This is a genomic window from Pseudomonas sp. WP18 (assembly GCF_036689585.1).
GTDB lineage: Bacteria > Pseudomonadota > Gammaproteobacteria > Pseudomonadales > Pseudomonadaceae > Aquipseudomonas > Aquipseudomonas chlororaphis_E.
Map to the genome: position 1 here is coordinate 3,709,978 of NZ_CP144758.1, position 18,654 is coordinate 3,728,631.

General features: G+C 63.5%; 17 protein-coding genes. 14 read left to right on the forward strand and 3 right to left on the reverse strand.

The features are described from left to right. The first annotated feature begins 59 nt into the window (after positions 1–59). Positions 60–986, forward strand: a complete 927-nt coding sequence (locus tag V5F23_RS16295) for a sugar ABC transporter substrate-binding protein (RefSeq protein ID WP_047738931.1) — start codon at positions 60–62, stop codon at positions 984–986. Between the two features lie 41 nt (positions 987–1,027). Here V5F23_RS16295 and V5F23_RS16300 read toward each other — a convergent pair whose 3' ends face one another. Then, positions 1,028–1,801 carry an alpha/beta hydrolase gene (locus V5F23_RS16300; RefSeq protein ID WP_338495612.1) on the reverse strand — a complete coding sequence of 258 codons (774 nt, stop codon included), beginning with the start codon at positions 1,799–1,801 and terminating at the stop codon, positions 1,028–1,030. A gap of 145 nt (positions 1,802–1,946) precedes the next feature. On the opposite strand from V5F23_RS16300, the gene V5F23_RS16305 reads away from it, so the two are divergent. Genes V5F23_RS16305 through V5F23_RS16320 form a run of 4 tightly spaced genes read left to right on the forward strand, consistent with a single transcriptional unit; the run spans position 1,947 to position 5,824 of the window. Then, a complete protein-coding gene (locus V5F23_RS16305; protein WP_052497378.1) occupies positions 1,947–3,131 on the forward strand; it encodes an iron-containing alcohol dehydrogenase in 1,185 nt (394 codons plus the stop codon). Between the two features lie 23 nt (positions 3,132–3,154). Further along, on the forward strand, positions 3,155–4,594 hold the full coding sequence (locus V5F23_RS16310) for an NAD-dependent succinate-semialdehyde dehydrogenase (protein ID WP_338495614.1): 1,440 nt from the start codon (positions 3,155–3,157) through the stop codon (positions 4,592–4,594). Positions 4,595–4,619: 25 nt separating this feature from the next. Further along, positions 4,620–5,141: a GNAT family protein gene (locus V5F23_RS16315; RefSeq protein ID WP_042730347.1), complete on the forward strand. Its 522-nt coding sequence runs from the start codon at positions 4,620–4,622 to the stop codon at positions 5,139–5,141. Next, positions 5,138–5,824 (forward strand): glutathione S-transferase family protein, encoded by a 687-nt coding sequence (locus tag V5F23_RS16320; RefSeq protein WP_338495616.1) that lies wholly within the window; start codon positions 5,138–5,140, stop codon positions 5,822–5,824. The genes V5F23_RS16315 and V5F23_RS16320 overlap by 4 nt, the downstream gene beginning before the upstream one ends. A 223-nt stretch (positions 5,825–6,047) precedes the next feature. Here V5F23_RS16320 and cysE read toward each other — a convergent pair whose 3' ends face one another. After that, on the reverse strand, positions 6,048–6,875 hold the full coding sequence (cysE, locus tag V5F23_RS16325) for a serine O-acetyltransferase (protein WP_338495618.1): 828 nt from the start codon (positions 6,873–6,875) through the stop codon (positions 6,048–6,050). Further along, positions 6,856–8,076, reverse strand: coding sequence for an amidohydrolase (locus V5F23_RS16330; protein WP_047738935.1), 1,221 nt, complete (start codon positions 8,074–8,076; stop codon positions 6,856–6,858). Before V5F23_RS16330 ends, cysE begins: the two co-directional genes overlap by 20 nt. Before the next feature lie 172 nt (positions 8,077–8,248). Between V5F23_RS16330 and V5F23_RS16335 the strand changes: the two genes are divergently transcribed. The 9 genes from V5F23_RS16335 (at position 8,249) to V5F23_RS16375 (ending at position 18,643) form a co-directional block, all read left to right on the forward strand. Beyond that, on the forward strand, positions 8,249–9,499 hold the full coding sequence (locus V5F23_RS16335; protein WP_123578991.1) for an MFS transporter: 1,251 nt from the start codon (positions 8,249–8,251) through the stop codon (positions 9,497–9,499). 161 nt (positions 9,500–9,660) lie between these two features. After that, entirely contained in the window at positions 9,661–10,050 is a 390-nt protein-coding gene (locus V5F23_RS16340; RefSeq protein ID WP_042728691.1) for a cupin domain-containing protein, read from the forward strand. Beyond that, the gene (locus V5F23_RS16345) at positions 10,043–11,551 is read left to right on the forward strand and encodes a methionine--tRNA ligase (RefSeq protein WP_047738937.1); all 1,509 of its coding nucleotides are present in this window, start codon (positions 10,043–10,045) and stop codon (positions 11,549–11,551) included. The genes V5F23_RS16340 and V5F23_RS16345 overlap by 8 nt, the downstream gene beginning before the upstream one ends. A gap of 10 nt (positions 11,552–11,561) precedes the next feature. Further along, the gene (locus tag V5F23_RS16350) at positions 11,562–12,581 is read left to right on the forward strand and encodes an FAD-dependent oxidoreductase (RefSeq protein WP_338495620.1); all 1,020 of its coding nucleotides are present in this window, start codon (positions 11,562–11,564) and stop codon (positions 12,579–12,581) included. A 47-nt stretch (positions 12,582–12,628) separates the two neighbouring features. Continuing rightward, positions 12,629–13,531: an ABC transporter substrate-binding protein gene (locus V5F23_RS16355; RefSeq protein WP_338495622.1), complete on the forward strand. Its 903-nt coding sequence runs from the start codon at positions 12,629–12,631 to the stop codon at positions 13,529–13,531. 13 nt (positions 13,532–13,544) lie between these two features. Further along, the gene (locus V5F23_RS16360; protein WP_338495623.1) at positions 13,545–14,804 is read left to right on the forward strand and encodes a SidA/IucD/PvdA family monooxygenase; all 1,260 of its coding nucleotides are present in this window, start codon (positions 13,545–13,547) and stop codon (positions 14,802–14,804) included. Between the two features lie 18 nt (positions 14,805–14,822). Then, positions 14,823–15,815: a 2,3-diaminopropionate biosynthesis protein SbnA gene (sbnA, locus tag V5F23_RS16365; protein WP_338495625.1), complete on the forward strand. Its 993-nt coding sequence runs from the start codon at positions 14,823–14,825 to the stop codon at positions 15,813–15,815. After that, a complete protein-coding gene (gene sbnB, locus V5F23_RS16370) occupies positions 15,808–16,842 on the forward strand; it encodes a 2,3-diaminopropionate biosynthesis protein SbnB (RefSeq protein WP_338495627.1) in 1,035 nt (344 codons plus the stop codon). The genes sbnA and sbnB overlap by 8 nt, the downstream gene beginning before the upstream one ends. Before the next feature lie 4 nt (positions 16,843–16,846). Beyond that, positions 16,847–18,643, forward strand: a complete 1,797-nt coding sequence (locus V5F23_RS16375; protein WP_042728686.1) for an FAD/NAD(P)-binding protein — start codon at positions 16,847–16,849, stop codon at positions 18,641–18,643. Positions 18,644–18,654 lie beyond the last annotated feature (11 nt).

Genomic DNA, 18,654 nt, shown 5'->3' on the forward strand with positions numbered 1-18,654 from the left:
GTCCAAGCGCCGCCGACCGCCACGCCTGATCGACTCATAACAACAAAAGGAACACCCTCATGCGTCGCTGCACTTTGTTTTTTGCCACGCTGCTACTCGTCTTCAGCCAATGGGCCAACGCCAGCTATCGCATCGGCGTCAGCATCGCCCGGGTTGACGATAACTTCATGACCTATGTGCGCAGCGGCCTCGAAGACGCCGCCCGGAAAGACAATGTCCAGGTCCAGTTCGAGGACGCCCAGGGCGATGTCGTGCGCCAGCTCAATCAGGTCCAGGGCTTCATCAACCAGAAGGTCGATGCGGTCATCGTCCTGCCCGTGGACACCGCCGCCACCACCAACATGACCCGCGCCGCCGTCGAGGCGAAGGTGCCGCTGGTCTACGTCAACCGGCACCCGGACGAGCGCTCCCTGCCCAAGGGCGTGGTCACCGTGGCCTCGAACGACATCGAGGCCGGCCAGTTGCAAATGCGCTATCTGGCGGAAAAACTCAAAGGCAAAGGCACCCTCGCGATCATCATGGGCGACCTCGCGCAGAACGCCACGCACGACCGCACCGAAGGGGTCAAGCAGGTGCTCAAGGACTATCCCGCAATTACCATCGTCGAACAGCAAAGTGCCGAGTGGCAGCGGGCCAAGGGCATGGACCTGACCAGCAACTGGCTGCTGGCCGGTGCCTCTTTCGACGCCATCGTCGCCAACAACGACGAAATGGCCATCGGCGCGGCCATGGCCTTGCAACAGGCCGGCAAGGCCAAGGGCGAAATCGCCATTGTCGGCATCGACGGCCTGCCCGACGGGCTGGCGGCAATCAAGCGCGGGTTGCTCGTCGCCTCGGTGTTCCAGGACCCCAAGGCCCAGGCGAGCATCGCCCTGCAAGCGGCCATCAAGATGATCAAGGGCGAGCCGGTAGAGTCGGAAGTCTGGGTACCCTTCCAACTGATCAAGCCGGAACAGGTGGCGACGTTCGAGCAGCATTACCAGTAGTCGTTGGCGCCTGGCCTCGACGCCGCTGTCCCGACCAAGGGTCAGCGGCGTTTTTCATCAGAGACGAAACGTTGGACAATCCGCGCCAGCCCAAGGGGATCTTCGGCGAGCATCAAGTGGCCACACGGCAACGAGAACAAGGCGCCACGGGGCAACTGGCGATACAGGGCCACGCTCACCGAGGGCGGAATCAAGCGGTCATCCAGGCCAATGATCACGGCCGTCGGGCATTCGAGCCGCGATAGCTGCGAGGAGACATCCAACGTCAGGTTGAGCCGCATCTGGACGGCAACCGCCGGCCAGTGAACCCGCTGGTAAAAATCCTCGATGCACGTGGTCACCTGGGTTGCGGACATCGCCCGCAGGCCAGGGCTGGAAAAACCACGCGTCACGATCTCGGCCGCCAGCTTCATCGGGTGGTCTTCGAGCAGCCGTTGCCAATAGCCGAAGGTTCGCCGCACCTGCGGGTCACGGGCATTGTCGAACGGTGCAATCAGGCTCAGCGACAGCACCTGCGGCCCCAGCACGCTCGCCACTTCAACCGCCACCGCGGCCCCCAGCGAATACCCCACCAGGTGGACACCGCCCACGCCGCCATCGCGAATCCTCCCGGCAATTTGTCGGCCCAGGCCATCAAGGGTTTGCGCGACCGTGCTCTCGCGCTCCAGCCGCGACCAGTCAACGGCCAGGACCCGGTAAGGACCCTCCAGGTGATTGGCGAATGCCTCCCAGGTAGAGCGCGGATGGCCCGCCGTGCCATGTATCACGATCAGGCAAGCCTGCCCCTGTGCCTTCAGCTCAATGAGTTCCACCATCGGCGCACCTTTCAAGGATCGATCCCGACCGGATCTTAAGCGTTGCGCAGGCGTCTTCAGGTCATTTTTTCTAAAGCCAGGGTTCAGCTTTTGTGCGTTGTATCACCTGTGTGATCGACCTAAAAAGGTCAAAAGGAGGAACGCCATGCAGATGAACAATCCGATCTTCAACACGCAATCATTCCATGTCGACTGGAGCTACCCCACGCCTATCTGGTTTGGTGTCGAGCGGGTCGACGACCTCGTCAACGGCTGCGCCTTTCTCGGCAAACATCGGCCGCTGGTGGTCATTGACGAACGGCTGGTCGAGCACCCCTTGATCTTGCGCGCCCTGGAGCGCTGCAAGCAGTCGGGTATCGACCTGCAGCTGTTCTCGAACTTCCGCTCCGACCCCGACACCGACATGCTCGAACAAGGCGTCATCGCCTTCAACGAATATGCCCGCGACATGGTGGTCGGCATCGGCGGCGGAAGCGCCCTGGACCTGGCCAAGGCGATTGCCTTCATGGCCGTGCAGACCAAGCCGATCTGGACCTTCGAGAGCCTGCCCAATCGGTGGCAGGCCGCCAATGCCGACGTGCCGCCGATCATCAGCGTGCCGACCACCGCAGGCACCGGGGCCGAGGTGGGCCGGGCCGCCGTGTTGCTGGACAGCCAGGAAAACCGCAAGCGGCTGATATTCCACCCCAGGATGCTGTCGTCCCTGGTCATCGTCGATCCAGCCCTGACCCTGACCGTGCCGGGGCCGGTGACCGCCGCGGTGGGGATCGATGCCTTCTCCCATGCCTTCGAGGCGTACTGCGCCAACAGTTTCCACCCCATGGGAGACGGCATTGCGCTCCAGGCCATGAACCTCATCAAACAATGGCTGCCCATCGCGGTGCAGGACGGCAGTGATCTCCAGGCCCGCTGCCACCTGAGCGCCGCGGCCCTGATGGGGGCGGTGGCCTTCCACAAGGGGCTGGGTGCCGTGCACGCCATCAGCCACTCCATCGGCGGTGCGTATGGCACCCACCATGGCCTGACCAACGGCGTGCTGCTGCCCTATGTGATCGCCCACAACCGCCCGGTGATCGAAGCCAAGCTGGTGCGCCTGTGCGAGAACCTGGGCCTGGCGCAACCCGGCTACGAATCGTTTGTCGCCTGGCTCAAGGATTTTCTGGCCAGCCTGGGCATCCCCCCGCACCTGCGTGAGCTCATCCAGTCACCTTTCGATGCCGACCTCATGGCCCAACTGGCCGTCGCGGACCCGACCGCCCGGACCAACCCGCAGCCGCTGTCGGTACACGACTACAAAACCATCATCGACAACGCCTGGTCCGGACACTGAACGGGCACTTTCAAGGAGGGCATATGTACAAGGACATCGGTTTGTTCATCAACGGCCAGTGGCGCTACCCCGAGGGGGACAGGCCCAGCCTCGACATCACCAACCCCAGCACCCAGCAAAGGATCGGGCGCCTGGCCTGCGCCGACCAGGACGACCTGGACCAGGCCCTGCAAGCCGCACAGCAGGCGTTCAGGCAGTGGAAGGTCAGCAGCGCCGAAGAGCGCAGCAAGGTGCTCTATGAAGCCTACCGGATCATCTTGAGCGAAGCCGAATCGATCGCGGCATTGATCACCCTCGACCAGGGCAAGCCATTGGCCGAAGCCCTGGCGGAAGTGCGGTTCTGCGCCGAGCACGCCAAGTGGCACGCCGAAGAATGCAAGCGGCTGTACGGCAGGCTGGTTCCCGCCCGAAACCCCAAGGTCCGCCAATCGGTGGTCAAGCGGCCGGTGGGCGTGTGCTGTGCCTTCACCCCCTGGAACTTCCCTTTCAACCAGGCGATTCGCAAGATCTGCGCTGCGCTGGGAGCCGGTTGCACGTTGATCCTCAAGGGCCCGGAAGAAGCCCCCTCGGCCGTCGCGGCGCTCGCCGACATCTTTCAGCGGGCCGGGTTGCCCGACGGTTGCCTGAACCTGGTCTGGGGCAACCCCGAGCAGATTTCCAGCTACCTGATCGACTCCGACGTGATCGCCAAGGTGTCCTTCACCGGTTCCATCGCCGTGGGGAAAAAGCTCGCAGCCCAGGCCGGGGCAAACATGAAAAGGGTCAGCATGGAACTGGGCGGCCACGCCGCGGTGATCGTCTGCGCCAGCAGCGATATCGACAAGGTCAGCACCGTGCTGGTGGACGCGAAATTGCGCAACGCCGGACAGATCTGCATCTCCCCTTCACGCTTCTTCGTCCACGCGTCGGTGATCGATGACTTCATGACGGCCCTGGTGGAAAAAACCCGTCGGTTCCAGGTCGGTGACGGCATGGACCCCGACACCCGCATGGGGCCGCTGTGCAACGCTCGCCAGATCCCGCGCCTGCAAGCCCTGATCGACGACAGCCTGGCCCAGGGTGCAAGCCTGGTAATGGGCGGCACTCGGCTGGACCGCCCGGGCAATTTCTTCCAGCCCACGATCCTCGCCAACGTCCCCCTGACCGCCCGGCTGATGCGCGAAGAACCCTTCGGCCCCATCATTCCAGTGGTTGCCTTCACCGACCTGGACAGCGTCATCGAGCAGGCCAATGCGCTGCCCTATGGCCTGGCCGCGTATGGGTTCAGCGAAGACCGCAGCGAATGCGCCCGGCTCGCCGAGGAACTGGAAGCCGGCATGATCTCGATCAACCATTACGGCCTGGGCATGCCGGAAACACCGTTCGGTGGCATCAAGGACAGTGGCTACGGCAGCGAAGGCGGCAGCGAGACCTACGACAGCTACCTGTCGACGGTCCTGATCAGCGAACTGACCCGCCCCTGACTCGCGAGGCAACGGAGGCATCACCATGAACGTTACCCTCAGACCCTTCCAGGCCAGCGACTTCGACACGGTCATGTCCTGGATCGATGGCCCAGAGACCCTGTCGCTCTGGGCCGGCGCGACCTTCACTTACCCCTTGGACAAGGAGCAGTTGCAGCGCTACCTGGACAAAGCCGGCGAACGCTACCCATGGCGCAGCCTGTTCGGGGTGCTCGACCCGGATGAAAAGCTGATCGGCCACATCGAGTTCTCGGACATCTGGCCGCATTTGTCGCTGCGCTTTGCGCGCATTCTCATCGGCGACCCCGACGCCCGCGGCAAGGGGCACGGCCAGGCCATCCTGCGCCAGGCTCTGGCCCTGGCCTACGAGCGGTTCAACGTCGCCCGGGTCGACCTCGGGGTCAAGAAGGAGAACCTCCTGGCGATCAATTGCTATCGAAAAGCCGGTTTCAAGGACATCGGCCTCTGGCCCGAGGCGATCGACACGCCCATCGGCTGGATCGACGTCCACTGGATGACCCACACCCGCAAGGAGCAAACACCATGACGTCGATCACCCTGTACGGCCACCCGGAGTCCGGACACAGCTACAAGGTCAAGTTGATGCTGGACGTGGCCAAGGTGGACTACACCTACCGGCAAGTGGACATTCTCGTCGATCGGGATGCGCGCCCCGAACCCTTCAGGACGTTGAGCCTGGCGCGTTTTGGCGAGGTGCCGCTGCTGACCCTCGACGGTGCGCACTACGTGCAATCCAATGCCATCCTTATCGAGCTCGCCGATGCCCTGGGGCTGTTCGGTGGCAGCGGGCGACGGGGCACCGTCACGTGCAAGGAATGGCTGCTGTGGGAAGCGAACAAGATCGGGCTGTCGCTGCCGCATTTGCGCCTGGCCCGCAATTACTTCCCGGACGACTACCCGCCGGGCGCCGTGCAGTGGCTGGCCAGCCGCTTCCAGGAAGACGTCGGCCGGCTCGACAAGGAACTGTGCGACGGTCGTCGCTACATCCTCGATGACGAACTGTCGATCGCCGACTTCTCCCTGGCGGGCTACCTGTTCTGGAGCAACCAGGCCCAGGTCGAGCTGCCCGAGACCGTGATCGCCTGGCTGGGCCGGATCGCCAGCCTGGACGGCTGGCAAAGTCCCTACGCCTGCCTGTCGCAACAGCCGGGTTATGAAACCTTCGGCCTGGTCAAGGACGAGTTCGATCCCCGTCGCATCGCCCCTTGAGTCCGAGCCAGCCGCATCGGCGAGAAGACGGTCTTCTCGCCTTTTTTTTCGGCGCCTGGCGCCTAGTGGCCTGTACGGTTAATTCGAGTACTCAAATTCGAGTGCCAGGGCTTGCCAGGCAAGGCGCCATGACGAGTCGTAGCCCCGCTACGGCAAGGAATGGCAACGCAGCCTGGCAAGTCCTGGCGCCGAAGTTGAGTAAACGAATTAGCCACACAGGCCACTAGCTAACCGATTGATCCATTTCCTGGGCGGGCCGTTCATGCCTGGGTTGCCCAACCCCGGCGGCCGGCACACCCACCACCGTGGTCCTGGGTGGCACCGCCTTGAGCACCACGCTGTTGGCCCCGACCTTGGAGCCGGCGCCAATCTCGATATTGCCGAGGATCTTCGCCCCGGCCCCGATCATCACGCCGGTCCTGACCTTGGGGTGACGGTCGCCACTGTCCTTGCCGGTGCCCCCCAACGTGACGCCTTGCAGGATGGACACGTGGTCTTCCACGACCGCCGTCTCGCCAATGACGATGCCGGTGCCATGGTCCAGCAGCACACCCCGACCGATTCGGCACGCCGGGTTGATGTCGATCCCCAGGACCACGTTGCAACGGGCTTGCAGGTACAAGGCCTCCATCCGGCGGCCTTGCTGCAGTAACAGGTGCGCGAAACGATAGGTCTGCAACGCCGCATAGCCCTTGGCAAACAGAAACACCTCCAGCTCGTTCTGGAACGCCGGGTCGCGCTCAACCACCGCCTCCAGGTCAGCCGCCATGCAGTCCTCCAGATCCCGGCGGGGACTGAACTCAAGGAGCATGGCAAGCATCCAGCCACGCTCCCGGGCATCGTGCGGCACCAGCAGGTGCGCAATGCGCGTGGCCATGCCCGCGCCCAGGCCCGTGCACCCAAGCACCGGCTCGCCGACCAGGCAGCCAAGCCCGGGATGCTGCAACACCGCCGTCATCGCCTGCACCCGCAGGGCCTCCCACATCAATGCGCCCGCGCGGGTGTCCTGCTCCGCGGCCCCCGCAAATCCATCATCGTTCAGCAGAAACATTGCATTGACCTCCCAGGTCGTTGGTCGCACTCAAGGCTGCGAAACAGGTCCGCGCGAACGCGGCGAACCAGGCCGCGCCCGAATACAGGATCGCGTCATTGAAATCGTAGTGAGCCGAGTGCAAGGGCGGTTCGTCCGCGTGGCTGGCCGACCCGATAAAGGCGAAAACACTCGGTATGCGCTCGCTGAAAAAAGCAAAATCCTCGGCCGCCATGGTGGGCTCGGCCAGGGCGCTGACCTGCCCCGGGGCGAAAACCTGGCGGGCCGCGTCCACCGCCAACCCTACCATGAACGGATTGTTGACCAGCGCCGGGTAACTGCGACGAAAATCCACCCTGGACTGGCACCCGAACGCCGCGCCGATGCCTTCACTCAGACGCTCGATCGCCCCGGCCAGGCGGTCCACCGTGTGGCTGTCGAAGGCCCGTACGGTGCCGCGGATGGACACCTGATCGGGGATGACATTGAAGCCATTGCCCGCCTGCAATTGGGTCACCGTCAACACGGCGCTGTCGCTGGCCTTGACCTCTCCGGCCACCAGGGTCTGCAACCCGAGGCACAGCTGCGCGGCGGCGATGATCGGGTTCGTGGCGGTATGCGGTTGCGCCGCGTGACCGCCACGGCCTTCGAGGCAGATCTCGAACTTGTTGCTCGACGCCATCATGGCGCCGGGTCGTGTGGCGAAACAGTTGGCAGGCAATGAGGGCCAATTGTGCAGACCGGCCATGGCCTGGATCGAGAAGCGTTCGAGCAGCCCGTCGTCGAGCATGGCCCTGGCGCCGGCATGGCCTTCCTCGGCCGGCTGGAATACCAGGCACACCGTGCCGTTGAAATCCATGTGGCGGCTAATCAATTCGGCGCCGCCCAGCAACATCGCCATGTGCCCATCGTGGCCGCAGGCATGCATACAGCCGGCGTGCTGCGACACATGCTCGAAGCGATTGTGTTCGGTGATGGGCAAGGCATCCATGTCGGCCCGCAGCGCGATGCAAGGCCCGCCCTGGCCCTTGGTGATAAAGCCCACCACGCCGGTCCCGGCCATCCCCCGCAGGAACGGGATGCCCAGTGTCTCCAGGCGCTCACAGATCAGGTCGCTGGTGCGCACCTCCTGGTAGGCTGTCTCGGGAATGCGGTGCAAGCTGCGCCTCAGTGCGATCAGCCTGCTCTCAAGGTCTTGCCGTTGGCTTTCAGTCAGCATCATGATGTCGTCCTCCATCGCCTATGATGACCGCCGTCCCTTTGATGAAAACCGATTTGCGTTAAACCCAGGCGTGAAAAAAACTAAAGCCAGGGCGACATCCATTGTTCGATGCGCCTCGAAGTGAGCACGCCGCCAGGAGCATAATCTTTGAGCCCACATGGAGGAGATGGCGATGACACACACCCGTTTTTTTGGAAAGACCGTACTGACCTGCACGTTCATCCTGGCGATCATCGGCTGGGGGATCGGCTTCTATGGGCCGCCGATCTACATGCAGGCGGTGATGGAGCGCACGGGCTGGCCCATCGCCCAGGTGTCGATGGCCGTCACCCTGCACTTTCTCAGCGGCACCGTCGTGATCGCCAACCTGCCCAGGCTTTACGCGCGCTTCGGCATTCCCGCCATCACCCTGCTGGGCTGCATTGTCCTGGGCATCGGCGTGAATATCTGGGCCCAGGCCAACCAGCTCTGGGTGCTGTATGCCGGGGCGGTGTGCTCGGGCATCGGCTGGGTGACCTTGGGCGCCGCGGCCGTCAACACCCTGATCGCTCCGTGGTACGTCAAGGAGCGGCCCAAGGCCTTGGGCAAGGCCTATAACGGCGCCAGCATGGGCGGCGTGATCTTTTCGCCGCTGTGGGTCTTGCTGATCGAGCGATTTGGCTTCGCCACCGCGGCGCTGGTGATCAGCCTCGCTGCCGTGCTGCTGATCGGCGCCTTCGCCTTGCTGGTCTTCAACAAGAGCCCGCAAAGCCTCGGACAGCATCCCGACAATGCCGACCAGCCGGAACCGGTGACGCCCGGTTCCAGTGCCACGCCATGGACCGCCGCGCAGACCTTGAAGGCGGCCAATTTTCGTACCCTGGCCGCCGGCATGTCCCTGGGACTGTTCGCCCAGATCGGCCTGATCGCGCACCTGTACTCGATCCTGGTGGGACGCATGGGGGCCCACGACGCCTCCTTCGCCATGGGCCTGGCCACCGCCAGTGCCATGGGCGGGCGCTACATCGCCGCGCGCCTGATGACCCAGGGCATGAACCGCAGGCTGCTGGCTTGCCTGGGTTACGTCATCCAGATGCTCGGCACCCTGATGCTCCTGGGCCTGGACCTGCACCCGAGCGTGGCCTGGATGGCGGTGGTGCTGATCGGCTCGGGCATCGGCAACGCCACCTCCCTGCCGCCACTGATCGCGCAGACCGAGTTCAGTCGCGAACAAACCGCGCGGGTCATCGCGCTGATGGTCGCCATCAGCCAGGCCACCTACGCCTTCGCCCCGGCGTCCTTCGGCCTGGTGCGCGCCGCCTTCAGCCAACCGGACCAGGCGATCATCGCCGTCGTGACCGCCGCTGTCGTGGTGCAGGCGCTCGCCATCCTGTCGTTCTACCAAGGGGTCTCCGGCCGCCCTTTCAAGAAAACCGTGTTCTGACCCTTTCCCCTGACCCTTCCCCCCTGGCCAGGCAGCGCGCTGCCTGGCCTCCCGCCGCTTGGATTTAGCCCTCCTTAACCCAGCGTTGAATAAATCTGCGTTGTCAATTATTCCCCCGGCAAACACCATCGAGTGACATCTCCACTCGCAGGGTTAAGCCGATGGGTTTTGAAATTTTCAGGAAAATGGATTGGTCCGCCTTGGTGCATGAGTACGACCTGGACGGAAAACGCCTGTTGCCTTGGGACGGTTATCCCATGCCGTTCGCCGCCGGATGGTGCGTGGTCAGGCCACACACCCGCAGCGAACCCCACGTGCAAATCGACCAGGAAATCTTCATCGCCCTCAAGGGGCAGGGCCGGCTGGTCATCGGCGATACGCATTACCTGTTCGAGACCGGTGATATCGCCGCCATTCCCAAGCACACCAACCACTACGTCATCAACGACAGTGACGAAGACTTTCACTTCTACGTGATCTGGTGGGACAAGTTCATCGCCGGTGACTACATGAAGGCCGATATCGCTCACCTGGAGACCGAGAATGTCTAAATTCATCGTCACTATCACACCACCAACCCCCAACGGCGACTTGCACATCGGGCACCTGGCCGGCCCCTTCCTGAGTGCCGATATCTTCACCCGGACCCAGCGCCAGAAAGGCCACGACTGCGTGCTGGTGTCCTACTCCGACGACTACCAGTCCTACATGTTGCGCCGGGGCCGCGAGCAAGGGCGCGAGCCGGCGCAGATCGGCGAAGAGAACACCCGCAAGATCAACCTCAGCCTGAAAATGGCCGGTATCGAAGTCGATCACTGGATGAGGTCCCTGGACAACACCTGCTTTCGCGACGCCGTGCTGGAGCTTTATCACCAGGGCGTCAACGATCGCAACATCTACCAGAAAACCGTGCTGGCGCCCTTCTGCCGGGCCTGCAACGTCTGGGGCTATGAAGCCTTCGGTCGCGGCCAGTGCAGCAGCTGCGGCCAGGACTCCGACGCCAGCCAGTGCGAAGAATGTGCCTGCGCGCCGAACTACCTGTACATGAAGAACTTCCGCTGCAAGCTCTGTGGTGGCGAACACGAGTGGGTGGAAAAGGACCATGCCTACCTGAACATCGGCAAGAACGTGCACAAGCTGCGCGCCTGGCTGGGCGACAGTGCCGTGCGCCTCAACTCGCGGGCCTTCGTGGAGCGTGAACTGGCCCCCACGCCCGAGGATTGGCAAATCACCCGCCATGGCGATGCGGGCCTGGACATCGGCCAGCCGCACCTGGGCAAGGTGCACACCTGGTTCATGGGCATGGCCGGGTACATCGCGGCGACCCGGGAGCACTTCACGGTCAACCAGCAAACCCCGGAGCTGTTCGACAGTTTCTGGCGCAGCGACGACACGACGCTGGTGGGTTTCCTGGGTTATGACTGCCTCTACAGCCACGGGATCGCCTACCCGATCCTGTTGGCCGGCAGCCCGTACGCGAAGAAAAAACAGCGCCTCTACACCAACATGTTCCTCAAGCTCAACGGCCTGAACCTCTCCACCAGCCGTAACCACGCCATCTGGATCCGCGACCTGGTCAGCGACTACGACACCGATTCGGTCAGGCTGTACATGGCCCTGCTGGCGCCCGAGGAGCAAGAGAGCGACTTCGTCGAAACCCAATTCGTCGAATGGCACCAGACGTTCTACCAAAACACACTGGAGACGCTCACCGTCGCGGCCACGCAAGAGTCGCCGCACTTCTGGCTCGACGGCATGCAACGCAATGAACACAAGCTGTTGTGCGAGGTGTACAACCGCTGGTCCGCGGTCACCAGCGCCGACAGTTTCTCCAGCCGGAACCTGGCCGCGCTGGCGGTGGAGCTCTACGAGATGGCGTACGAACGCCTGCAAGCGGAGCAACCGCTGTACTACCTGGTGGCGTTGGCGTCGTGTATCTGCGCACCGATCACGCCGACCTTGTCCCGGCAGATCCAGAAGCGCTGTTCGATCAACGAGGCGTTGGTCCTGGATAACCTGATGAACGCTAACTTCCTCGATTACTCCATTTAGGACGCCTGCCATGAACAGCGACTTCGAAGTGGCCGTCATCGGTGGCGGAATCATCGGGTTGACGACCGCCGCCCTGTTGTCGGAGCGCGGCATCGACACCTTGCTGGTGGAGCGGACCCGCTGCGGCTATGCCGGCGCGACCGCCCACACCGGCGGCATTTGCCGGACGTTCGAGCCGAACCCGGCGTTGGCGCGGATGGCCCAGGTCGTCGGGCTCAAGCCCGGCGAAACCGAAGTGGAGGCCATTATGCGCCGCCACGAAACGGTCACCGGCGCGCTTTATCGCCTGCCCGCCGACGGCCCGCCACCCTCCAGCGACGCGCCGTTGCGGCGGCTCTCGGCCCACGAGGCACAAGTGCTCGTGGGGCGCCCCATCGCCGACAGCGGCGCGTATTACCACGAGGCCACCGCCGCGGTCAGCGATGTGCACTCGACCATGAACGGCCTGAGAACGGCGTTGCGCCAGCGCGGTTGCCTGATCGAGCGCTGCGATGTCCAGCGCCTGATGGAGCGCAACACCCACGTCGAAATCCACAGCCAGGAAACCCTTTACCGGGCACGCTGGGTGATCAACGCGGCCGGCGCCGGTAGCCCGGCGCTGAGCCTCATCGACGACAGCCAGGTGCGCACCCTCCCGTACTTCAAGTTCCGCGGCCCGTCGGTTCCTACCCTGCCGTGCATCGACTTCGTCGCCGGCACCTATGCGCTGCCGCTGTCCGACACGCTGCTGCAAAGCACCACGGCCATCAGGCCGAGCCTGGAGGAAATCGAAGGCGACCGCAGGCACTTGCGCCTCATGGTCGAAGACTGTCGACAGCGGCTGCGGGGTCTGCTGGGCGAGACCGATGAGTACTCGTTGCTGTCGATGGACCTGGCAACCGACCTGTACACCGCCGACGGCTTGCCCCGGCTGGGCGCGCAGTACCCAGGCTCGCGTATCTGGCTGGCGACCGGCCTCAATGGGGTGGGCTACAAGTACGCCTACCCGATCGCATCGCGCCTCTACGACCAGATCGCCCGATCACGTTAACACCCCCTCGTCGCACACCTTGAATCCACGTCCAGGGAGGGACAGCCATGCCCTTTTGCATCGGTATATCGGCCATTTTCGAGAGCACCAGGACAGTGCACGCACGCACCTTCCTCGCGGCCATCAACCACTTCATCAACACTCACGACACCACCGGATTGACGTTCATCTTCGAAGATGACGACGCCAGCCCCGAAGGCGGGCGCCGCGCGGCCCGGCGACTGATCAGCCGGGGAGCCGACGTGGTGGTCGGGCATTTTTCATCGGACGCGGCGGCCGGCGCCCTTCCCCTCTATGAAGCGGCGGGCATTGCGGTGCTGCTCCCGGCAGCGACCAAGCAGGACCTGGTTGGCACGCTCACCCACGCCTTTCGCCTGTGCCCGTCGGATAACGACCTGATGACGCTGCTGGCCAGGCAGTTGCTCACCCATGGCGCGAGCGCCAGCGTGCTGCTCACGCACGACTCGACCGCGCACGGTGAGTCCCTGGCGCGCAGCCTCACGGCCCTTCTCGAGCGCACCACCCTGCGCCTCACCACGTCGCCCGAGCGCGCCGACGCGGTGGTCTATTGCGGGCGCCTGAACAACAGCATCCGCTACGTCAACGCGCTGCCGGAGCAGCTGCGCGACCGGCCGATCTACCTCACCGACGACGCGCTCTCCAGTTGGTTCATCGAGCAGACCGATGCCCTGGACAGCCTCGGCATCGTTGGCCTGGCAACCGCCGGCGTCGGGCTGTCCGCCAGCGAAACCTATTACCAGGAAAGCCTGGCGGCCTTGCAGATCGCCAGCGCCCTGAGGCATGGCGGGCCGATGCTCGACGCCCTGCACACCACCACCTTCGCCACCGTCATGGGCGATGTGCAATTTCGTGACGGCGAGAACCGCTTTACCCGAGCCGCCCTCTGGAAAGTCCGCAATCAACGTTTCGTCCCATTCACTTTTGCTTGATCACAGGTGCCTCATGCAGGGAACTCCCGACTACTACGAAATGATCAATATCGGCTTCGGCCCCGCTGGCATTGCCCTGGCGTGCGCGCTCGAAGAAGCCCCCCATCGGCCACTGGAAACGGGTCAATGCCTGTTCCTGGAAAAACATTCCAACTGCGCCTGGCACCCGGAATTCCTGCTCGATGGCACCGACATCAATCACCACCTGTTGCGCGATCTGGTGACCCCGCGCAACCCACAGAGCCGGCACTCGTTCGCCATGTACCTGAAGGAGCACGGCCGGCTCTATCAGTTCGGCCTCCTGGGTCGCCCCGCCAGTCGCAACGAGTGGTCCGACTACGTCGCCTGGGTCGGCCAGGCGTTTGCCGCGCACGTGCATTATGAGGAAGAGGTCCGGGAGATCCGACCGGTCATGGAAGACGGCGAGATCACGCTGCTGCGGGTCATGACTTCCAAGGGCCAGTACCTGACGCGCAACCTGGTGCTCTCCAGTGGCAGCACCCCCAACATCCCCCGGCAGTTTGCCCAGCTCGACAGCGCCCGGATCATCCACACCTCGCGCTATCTCAGCAGCCTGGGGCACCTTGACCGCCAGGGCGCCTGGTCCTTTGCCGTGATCGGTTCCGGGCAGAGCGCAGGCGAATCCATCGTCGACTTGTTGAACCGTTTCCCGAACGCCCAGGTCACCTCGATCCACCGCAGCAGCGGGTTCAAGATCGCCCAACTGGGACAGTTCCCGAACCAGGCCTTCCATCCCGAGCGGGTGGCGTACTTCCACAAGCTGGGCCAGGCCGAAAAAGCGATGATCCTCGAAGAGGTCAAGTCCACCAACTACTCGGGCATCGATGTCGACGAAAGCCAGGCGTTGTACTCACTGTTCTACGAAGGCCTGGTCAGCAACAAGCCACGGCTGGCGTTGAAAATCTTCACCCAGGTCGAATCGGCTTCGCCCACCGAAGCCGGAGTCACCCTGGACCTGTGCGACCCCTACACCCAGGAACACAGCAGCCTTGACGCCGACTACGTCATCCTGGGGACAGGCTACCAGCAGGACTACATCCCTTCGCTCCTGTCCCAACTGCAACCCTGGCTGAGCCTGGGCAGCGACAACGGCGTGCGGGTGGAACAGAACTACAAGCTGACGACCACTGCGTCGTTCCAGCCCGCGATTTTCGTCAATGGCCTTTCCGAACGCTCCCACGGCATCGGCGAGGGCCAGTCCTTTTCCCTGCTGGCGATGCGCGCCGGCATCCTGACCCATTCCCTGTTCTGAACGCCCGAAGGTGTCGACATGTATAACGCTTCCTCCGATATCGTGTTTGACAACGTATTCCTGACCATCAAGGGCCTGGGTATCCGTTGCGCCTTGAAACTCGACTACTTCAACGCCGCCGGCTCGATCAAGATGAAGACGGCCCTGGGGCTGGTCTTGAGCCTGGAACAACAGGGGCTGATCAACCGCAATACCACGCTGATCGAATCGTCCTCCGGCAACCTGGGCGTGGCCTTGAGCATGATCTGCGCCGAGCGCAAGTACCGGTTCGTCTGCGTGTGCGACCCGAACATTTCCCAGTCCAACCTGAAGCTGATGATGGCCCTGGGCACGCGGATCGTTAAGGTGGACACCAAGGACTCCAACGGCGGCTACCTGGGCACCCGCATCGCCTACGTCCGGCAGACAATCGCCGCCGACCCGAACTGCCTCTGGCTCAACCAGTACTCGAACCCGGCCAATCCGCAGACCCACGCCCGCACCACCGCCAGCTCGATCTTCAACAGCTTCACCCGGGTCAATTACCTGTTCGTGGGCGCCGGAACCACCGGCACGCTGATGGGGTGCATCGACTTCTTCAAGAAGTACAGCCCCTACACCAAGATCGTCGCGGTGGACAGCCTGGGCTCCGTGACATTTGGCGGGCCGGCGGGGAAACGTCACATCCCCGGCCTGGGGTCCAGCCAGATGCCACCGCTGTTCCGCGCCGACGACCTGTACGCCATGGAGAGCATCAAGGAGGTCGACACCATCCGGATGTGCCGCTACATGGCCAGGGAAAACGGCCTGCTGTTCGGCGGCTCCACCGGCACCGTCCTGGCCGGCGTCATGGCCTGGAAGGACCGCATCCATCCCGACGCCACCGTCGTGGCCATCTCCCCGGATGCCGGCGAGCGCTACCTGGACACGATCTACAACGACGACTGGGTGCGCGCCCGCTTCCCGGACTACGACTTCAACCGCATCCGTCCCGACATCCTTGCCAGCGATAAGGAATACGCCCATGCATGACGCCACGCACTCGACCACACCCCCCTTGCATGTCGTGAAAGGCAGCACCGTTCGCGAAGTCCTCAGGCAGTTTCCCGACCTGGCCCAGGACACGGTACGGGAGACCTACCTGCAGCATCATCGCGGCGCTACCGAGAACCCGGACAGCTATTTCCTGCGGTTCAAGGACAGCCCGGCAGACCGGATCATCGCCCTGCCCGCCGCCTGCATGGACGGTGCGGACAAGGTCGCCGGGATCAAATGGATCGCGAGTTTTCCCGGCAACACACGGCACAACCTACAGCGAGCGTCGGCCACGCTGATTCTCAATGACCTCGCCACCGGCTATCCCATCGCATTGCTGGAAGCGTCGATCATCAGCGCCGTGCGCACGGCCACCTCGGCGGTCTTGGCCACCCATTGCCTGCTGGGCCAACGCAGCGAGATCCCGCGGTTATCGTTCGTCGGTGCCGGGGTCATTTCCCGCACGATCCTGGAGCAATTCCGCGTCTCGCGCTGGGCCATCGGCGAAGTGCTGATCCACGACACCGACGCCGATTCCGCCCAGGCCTTCAGGGCCCACGCCCTCGCGCTGGGGTTCAACTGCCGCGTGCTCGACACGCTTGAGCAGGCGCTGGAAAACGACGTCGTGGTACTCGCCACGAATGCCGCGCAGCCCTATATCGACGAGCGCTATGCCTTCAAGGCCGGGACCGTGCTGCTCAACATCTCCCTGCGCGACCTGGCGCCCAGCCAGATCCTCGGCGCGTTCAACGTGACCGATGACATCGAACACTGCCTCAAGGCCAACACCTCGCTGCACCTGACGGAACAACAGGTCGGCCATCGCGACTTCATCCACGGCACCCTCGCGCAACTGGTGCTCGGCGAGCGCAACCCCGACCCGTCCCGGCCGATGATCTTTTCCCCGTTTGGCCTGGGCGTGCTCGACGTGGCACTGGGCAAGAAAATCTTCGACATCGCACAGGCGCAACAGCAAAGCGTGCCGGTGACCGATTTTTTTGAATCCACCCTCCGCTGGAGTTGAAACCATGCGCATTGCAATCATCGGAATGGGTGCCACCGGCCTGCTGGCCCTGGCCAAGACCTTTTCCATGGCCAAGCGTCACCCCAACATGTCCGTGATCGTCCACGCCTTCGACGCCCAGGCTCCGGGCCAGGGGGTGCATCGCTGCGACCAGGCGGACTACCTGCGCCTCAACACGGTGGCCGGCCAGCTCTCCATGTTCGAGGACGACGACTTTACCCTGTTCCCCCGGCACACCTTCCGGCCCTCGCTCTATGAGTGGGTCGCCCACCTGCACCCGGAGGCCATCAGTGGCGAACAGGATCGCTTCGCCTTCCTGCCCCGCCGGTACCTGGGCCTGTACCTGCAGTGGTACTTCACCCGGCTGCTGGAGCACATTCCCATCAACGTGCGCCTGGAGACGTCGTGCCGCCTGATCCGCGGCGTCGAAGAAGAGCCGGACGGACGCTTCAGGCTGCTCGCATCGCCCATCGTGAGCGGTGCCTACGACACCTTGCTGCTGTGCACCGGGCACGGGGTGCTGCCGAGCGGGACCCACGCCGCCCCCTTTATCCGGCCCTACCCGCTTCCGGCGAGCCTGGAAGACATCGCCAGCGATTCGAGCGTGGCGGTCCAGGGTGTCGGGTTGACCGCCATGGACGTGGTGGCGGCGTTGACCACGGGCCGTGGCGGGGTCTTCGAGCACACCGCCGGCGGCCTGAGCTACCGACCCTCCGGCCAGGAACCGCGCATCAGCCTGTACAGCAACTCCGGCATGCCCTACCGCGCCAGGCCGGAGGTGGACGATGCGGTCATCCGCTATCAGCCGCTGCTGCTGACGCACGCGGCGATCGACCGGCTCAGAGACCAGGCCCCGGGACGAAGACTCGATTTCGAGAAAGACCTGCTCCCGTTGCTCTACCAGGAGATGACGGCCGCGTACTACTGCGCCTGCGCCGGTCAGGACGAGCGCAACGCGTATCGCTACCAGGAACGTTACCAACAGGTCTGGGAGCAGGTGCAAACGGCCCAGGCCACTGGAACCCTATCGGCCACCTTTGATCGCCTGGCCAGCGAATACGGGCCCTACACGCCCCAGGACATCCTGACCTGCACGCCACCTCCCCACCTGACGGCCGACACGTACCCGCAGTGGTTCGTCAGCCAGCTCCAGGAGGACGTGCACGCCAGTGCCTTGGGCTGCCGGCGCAGCCCGCTGAAGAAGTCACTGGAAATCTGGCGCGACCTGCGCAATCAGTTATGCCACGCCATCGATCATCGGGGCCTGACCCCGGCGTCCCACCAGGCCTTTTTCACGCGGTATTGCCCGCTGATCAATCGGCTGGTGGCCGGCCCACAAAAAGAACGGCATGCAGAATTGATTGCCTTGATACAAAGTGGGGTGGTCGAGCTGCTCCCAGGCTATGCAGCGGCCGAGCATTACAATCCCGATACACAGACATTCACTGTCACGCTGGAAAAGCCCGACTACCAGCAGTTTAAGTTCGAGCACCTGATAAAAGCCAACCTCAGTACCCAAGCCACCCAGCGTGAGCTGCACACCCTGCTCAGTGCCATAACCGAGCAACCGTCGAGCTATTCTCCGCTGGCTTATGGCGACTTTTCGTCCGCCCACCACCCGGAATTCGTGCACGCGCATTTGCGTGAGCGGATTTATATATTCGGGCCGGTCCTGGAAGGTTCCAGTTATTACAATCACTACGTACCTTCCAATGCCCCTTCACGCATTTCAGCGGCACTTGACAAGAGCCTGAGCAATGCTGTCAACCATTTCAACCACCGCTTCAGTGAAATATTTTAAATATTCAGTTT

Excerpts from the sequence above, each read along its gene's own strand:
- V5F23_RS16345 (WP_047738937.1), top strand. The coding sequence starts at position 10,043 with ATGTCTAAATTCATCGTCACTATCACACCACCAACCCCCAACGGCGAC.
- V5F23_RS16355 (WP_338495622.1), top strand. The coding sequence starts at position 12,629 with ATGCCCTTTTGCATCGGTATATCGGCCATTTTCGAGAGCACCAGGACA.
- V5F23_RS16330 (WP_047738935.1), bottom strand. The coding sequence starts at position 8,076 with ATGATGCTGACTGAAAGCCAACGGCAAGACCTTGAGAGCAGGCTGATC.
- V5F23_RS16295 (WP_047738931.1), top strand. The coding sequence starts at position 60 with ATGCGTCGCTGCACTTTGTTTTTTGCCACGCTGCTACTCGTCTTCAGC.
- V5F23_RS16375 (WP_042728686.1), top strand. The coding sequence starts at position 16,847 with ATGCGCATTGCAATCATCGGAATGGGTGCCACCGGCCTGCTGGCCCTG.
- sbnB (WP_338495627.1), top strand. The coding sequence starts at position 15,808 with ATGCATGACGCCACGCACTCGACCACACCCCCCTTGCATGTCGTGAAA.
- V5F23_RS16320 (WP_338495616.1), top strand. The coding sequence starts at position 5,138 with ATGACGTCGATCACCCTGTACGGCCACCCGGAGTCCGGACACAGCTAC.
- V5F23_RS16335 (WP_123578991.1), top strand. The coding sequence starts at position 8,249 with ATGACACACACCCGTTTTTTTGGAAAGACCGTACTGACCTGCACGTTC.
- V5F23_RS16305 (WP_052497378.1), top strand. The coding sequence starts at position 1,947 with ATGCAGATGAACAATCCGATCTTCAACACGCAATCATTCCATGTCGAC.
- V5F23_RS16360 (WP_338495623.1), top strand. The coding sequence starts at position 13,545 with ATGCAGGGAACTCCCGACTACTACGAAATGATCAATATCGGCTTCGGC.
- V5F23_RS16310 (WP_338495614.1), top strand. The coding sequence starts at position 3,155 with ATGTACAAGGACATCGGTTTGTTCATCAACGGCCAGTGGCGCTACCCC.
- V5F23_RS16350 (WP_338495620.1), top strand. The coding sequence starts at position 11,562 with ATGAACAGCGACTTCGAAGTGGCCGTCATCGGTGGCGGAATCATCGGG.
- V5F23_RS16340 (WP_042728691.1), top strand. The coding sequence starts at position 9,661 with ATGGGTTTTGAAATTTTCAGGAAAATGGATTGGTCCGCCTTGGTGCAT.
- V5F23_RS16315 (WP_042730347.1), top strand. The coding sequence starts at position 4,620 with ATGAACGTTACCCTCAGACCCTTCCAGGCCAGCGACTTCGACACGGTC.
- cysE (WP_338495618.1), bottom strand. The coding sequence starts at position 6,875 with ATGTTTCTGCTGAACGATGATGGATTTGCGGGGGCCGCGGAGCAGGAC.
- V5F23_RS16300 (WP_338495612.1), bottom strand. The coding sequence starts at position 1,801 with ATGGTGGAACTCATTGAGCTGAAGGCACAGGGGCAGGCTTGCCTGATC.
- sbnA (WP_338495625.1), top strand. The coding sequence starts at position 14,823 with ATGTATAACGCTTCCTCCGATATCGTGTTTGACAACGTATTCCTGACC.